The sequence below is a fragment of the Microcystis sp. LE19-10.1B genome (assembly GCF_027530565.1).
Lineage (GTDB): Bacteria > Cyanobacteriota > Cyanobacteriia > Cyanobacteriales > Microcystaceae > Microcystis > Microcystis aeruginosa.
Genome location: NZ_JAPZQM010000694.1, coordinates 1 through 3334 on the forward strand (window position 1 = coordinate 1; position 3334 = coordinate 3334).

Below are 3334 nucleotides of genomic sequence, written 5' to 3' on the forward strand. Positions count from 1 at the left end.
TGAAATGGGGCGAAAGTCTGTGGACTCTGTGTAAGACAGTACATGGTTTTTTAACTGTGGTATGCGACGGTGGTGGAAGCAGAAACTTAAATCGTGAGGTTTAGGAATCGCCGCACTTTTAGGGCGGCGAGGATGTCAACTTCGCTCTCCTGTACGCTTAGGCGGGATCGCCCCTTCAACCGAATCGCCCGAACTCCTATTTTTCCAAGCCTCTCAGGGTAATGCCTTCAGCCAATCCTTAAAAAAGTATTAAGAAAACGGGAAGGGGTCAAAAAAAATAAGGAATTTTCGGATATCACCTTTTCCGTAAACTCCCCTATAATTGACGACTGTTTATCTTTATTCCTTTCTGTGAGGAGTTTAAACCTATGACATTATCAACACTTATCAAAAAATCGATCGGTGGTCGGGTCGCCCTTATCGGTCTATCTTTACTCGCTCCTGTATCTGGTGCGAGCGCCGCTACTTTTGGCTTTTCTTTCTCGAATGTGGATGGCCCGGTTAGTGGTACAGTTTCTGGGACAATAGAGTTGCCGGACGCGGCACTAACCACGGATGGGATATAGGCGGCTACCGCTCTTTCCGTCACCTCCGCTCCTGCCGCTTTAGGATACACGCTACCGGTTATTGGTACATTCCCATCATCGGGCCCTAATGCTTTTAATGTTGTGGGTGGTAATATCATTCTGTCCGGTACTCAATTCGCTCGTGGTCAATTGTTCGTAACGGGTTCTCCAAATGCATTTGGATTAAATTCTCCTCTCGGAACTCTATTCGGTACAAACGGGGTTGCTGATGCTTCAAGTGGAGTTTTAGACTCAAATAAAAGGATTTTCCGCCGCTAAAAATTCCGTAACCCCTTGACAATTTACCCGACTAGGGAGAGGAAATTATTTTTACTCCCTAGTCTCTTTCCCAAAAAATAAACATGAAACATTTTCCGCTTATTTCCCCTCGTAACGTTTTAGCTTCCGTAGCGATCGCTTTATCCCTCGGTTTAGGTTTAACCGCCCCTCTACAAGCGCAGTTAAGCGGTAGAGTGAACTTTGAACAGGGAAGTGATATGGCCGCCCTCAACGGGACAATTACAGGGCGTGAATACCGAGATTTTGTCTTAAGAGCGAGAAAAGGTCAAACCCTGATGGTTTCTCTTGCTGATGATGGGACAGGCAACCCAGAAGACAAGCATAGTGTATTTTTTAATATCCTGCCGCCCGGTAGTAATAATGTAGCGATTTATAACAGTTCTGCCCAAGGCCCCAACGCCATGGCTAAAATTAAACTCCCCAAAGATGGCGACTATACCATTCGTGTCTATCTCATGGGAGAAGCGAAAGACGGCAATCATACCGTTCCTTTCACCGTCTCGGTAACGATTAGGTAGTTATCGAAAAATCTTGAACGCATCCTAGAGATTATCGCCCCTCTTACTCTGTAAGAAAATCAATCATGTTCGAGTCTATAAAATTCAGCGCCATCGCCACCGGAATCGCCCTCGTCGCTACTTTACCAGTTTATGCCGCGAATACTGCTACCATGTTGTCGGCCTGCAAATCTCGCGCCGCTAATGCTTATAAAACCTCGCCGGGTAATATCGTCGTCAAATACGAAGGACAACGCACCGACGGCACTCACGCAGTTAACGGCACTTACGAGACAGATAAAATGGTCAATACCTTCCAATGTTCCTTTAACCGCAACGGCAACCAGATCGTCAAATTTATCAAAAACCTACCCTATTCCAAAGTGGACGAAGGCGCTATGTAATAACACGCTCACTTAGTCTTCATTGGAGGAGATCAAAAAAGCATGAAACCCGTTTATGTCTTGTTGATAGCTATTACCACGGGTGTTATCGGTGCGGGTATCGGATTGTTTCTAGGAGGGAAATTCTTGGGAACCCTCGGATTCACAGGTGGTGTAACCTACGGTGTTTGTGTCGCCACGGAAACGGGAAAACAAGCGGGTTTACTAACCCAATCGGAAACCGATCAACTCTTAAAACAAATTAAAGAAAGAGCGGGTTCAGATTTTAATTTGAAACCAGAACAAATCGAAGAATTCGCCAAAATCAACTGTCAAGACACCCTAGAAAAAGCGAAATCAGCCCGTTCGGAAAAAAACTAGACGGACGTTATAGTACAATTGTCCACAAATCTAGCGATCGCTGTAAAACATCTAATTAACTTGGGAAAAAACTTAAATCATGCGTAAACTCTTTTCCGCTTTTTTACTGGCCACCTTAATCACCACCCCAGTCATCTTACCTTCTCCCGCCTTAAGCGAAATCCGTAAAGAACGGGTGCAATTCAAAGCCGGAACCGAAGGAACCACTATTCAAGGCAAAATCAAGGGAGAACAAGTCGTTCAATACCTAATTCGCGCCAATGCTGGACAAAATATGTCGGTTAGCCTCTTGAGTGATAACGGGGGCGCTTCTTTCAATATTTTCGCACCGGGTAAAGTCCCCGGCAAAGACGCGGCGATGGTTATCGGGAACAACGTCGGTAATGCCCACGAGGGAATCCTACCGGCGGACGGCGATTATACGATCCAAGTGGGTTTGACTCGCAACTCGGCGCGGAATAATGAAGTGGCTAATTATCGCCTAAAAATCTTTATTTCCAATAATTACAACCAAAGCGATGCCAAAGTACCGGGGACAAATTACCATGCTACGGGTAATGTTACCTGTTCCATGGGCGATGGAAAACCAGCGGGATCTTGTCCCTTTGGTGTCACTCGTCGGGGGAACGGTAGCGCGGATGTCACTGTTACCAAACCCGATGGTCGCAAGCGTATCATTTTCTTTGAAAAGGGAAAAGCGATCGGTGCGGATACCAGTCAGGCAGATCCGGGAGAATTTAGCGCCTCGAAACAAGACGATATCTATATTATTCGCATCGGCAAGGAACGCTACGAGATTTTTGAAGCGATCATTTTTGGGGGTTAGGTGCTGCTTCTCGTAAGCGCCAAGGATAAAATCCCCATTGAGGATAGTTTTCAGTGCATCTTAGCCTTTAGGAGGGTTTTTACCCATCCTTTTGTTATTTTTGGGGATAGGGGTTTAATTTTGTTAAAATACAGGTCAGGCTTGACCTGTATTTGAATTGAAAATGTATGATTCCACCTGTAAATTTATCGCCCTTGAATATTCCAGAGACTTAGCCACTTGGTTACTAGGAAAACCCTTAGATTTAACGGAAATTAAACCCTCAGAATTATCCCTAGAACCGATTAGAGCCGATACGTTAATCTTTTTGGAGTCAGAAGAATTAATCTTACATATCGAGTTCCAAACCGACCCTAAAGAAGACATTCCCTATAGAATGCT

The 3334-nt window shown here is 45.0% G+C and carries 5 protein-coding genes and 1 pseudogene; all 6 read left to right on the forward strand.

All coding sequences use genetic code 11. The features are described 5' to 3' along the window. Positions 1 to 368: 368 nt before the first annotated feature. Positions 369 to 566: a hypothetical protein gene (locus O9332_RS24770; RefSeq protein ID WP_002757710.1), complete on the forward strand. Its 198-nt coding sequence runs from the start codon at positions 369 to 371 to the stop codon at positions 564 to 566. A 362-nt stretch (positions 567 to 928) separates the two neighbouring features. After that, complete coding sequence (locus O9332_RS24775) at positions 929 to 1384, forward strand: hypothetical protein (protein ID WP_002757709.1); 456 nt, start codon at positions 929 to 931, stop codon at positions 1382 to 1384. A 65-nt stretch (positions 1385 to 1449) separates the two neighbouring features. Continuing rightward, the gene (locus O9332_RS24780; RefSeq protein WP_002757707.1) at positions 1450 to 1767 is read left to right on the forward strand and encodes a hypothetical protein; all 318 of its coding nucleotides are present in this window, start codon (positions 1450 to 1452) and stop codon (positions 1765 to 1767) included. Positions 1768 to 1809: 42 nt separating this feature from the next. Next, positions 1810 to 2127 (forward strand): hypothetical protein, encoded by a 318-nt coding sequence (locus O9332_RS24785; RefSeq protein ID WP_002757706.1) that lies wholly within the window; start codon positions 1810 to 1812, stop codon positions 2125 to 2127. A gap of 79 nt (positions 2128 to 2206) precedes the next feature. After that, positions 2207 to 2953 (forward strand): hypothetical protein, encoded by a 747-nt coding sequence (locus tag O9332_RS24790; protein WP_002757704.1) that lies wholly within the window; start codon positions 2207 to 2209, stop codon positions 2951 to 2953. Between the two features lie 163 nt (positions 2954 to 3116). Further along, a pseudogene (locus O9332_RS24795) lies at positions 3117 to 3334 on the forward strand (hypothetical protein); the annotation flags it as partial.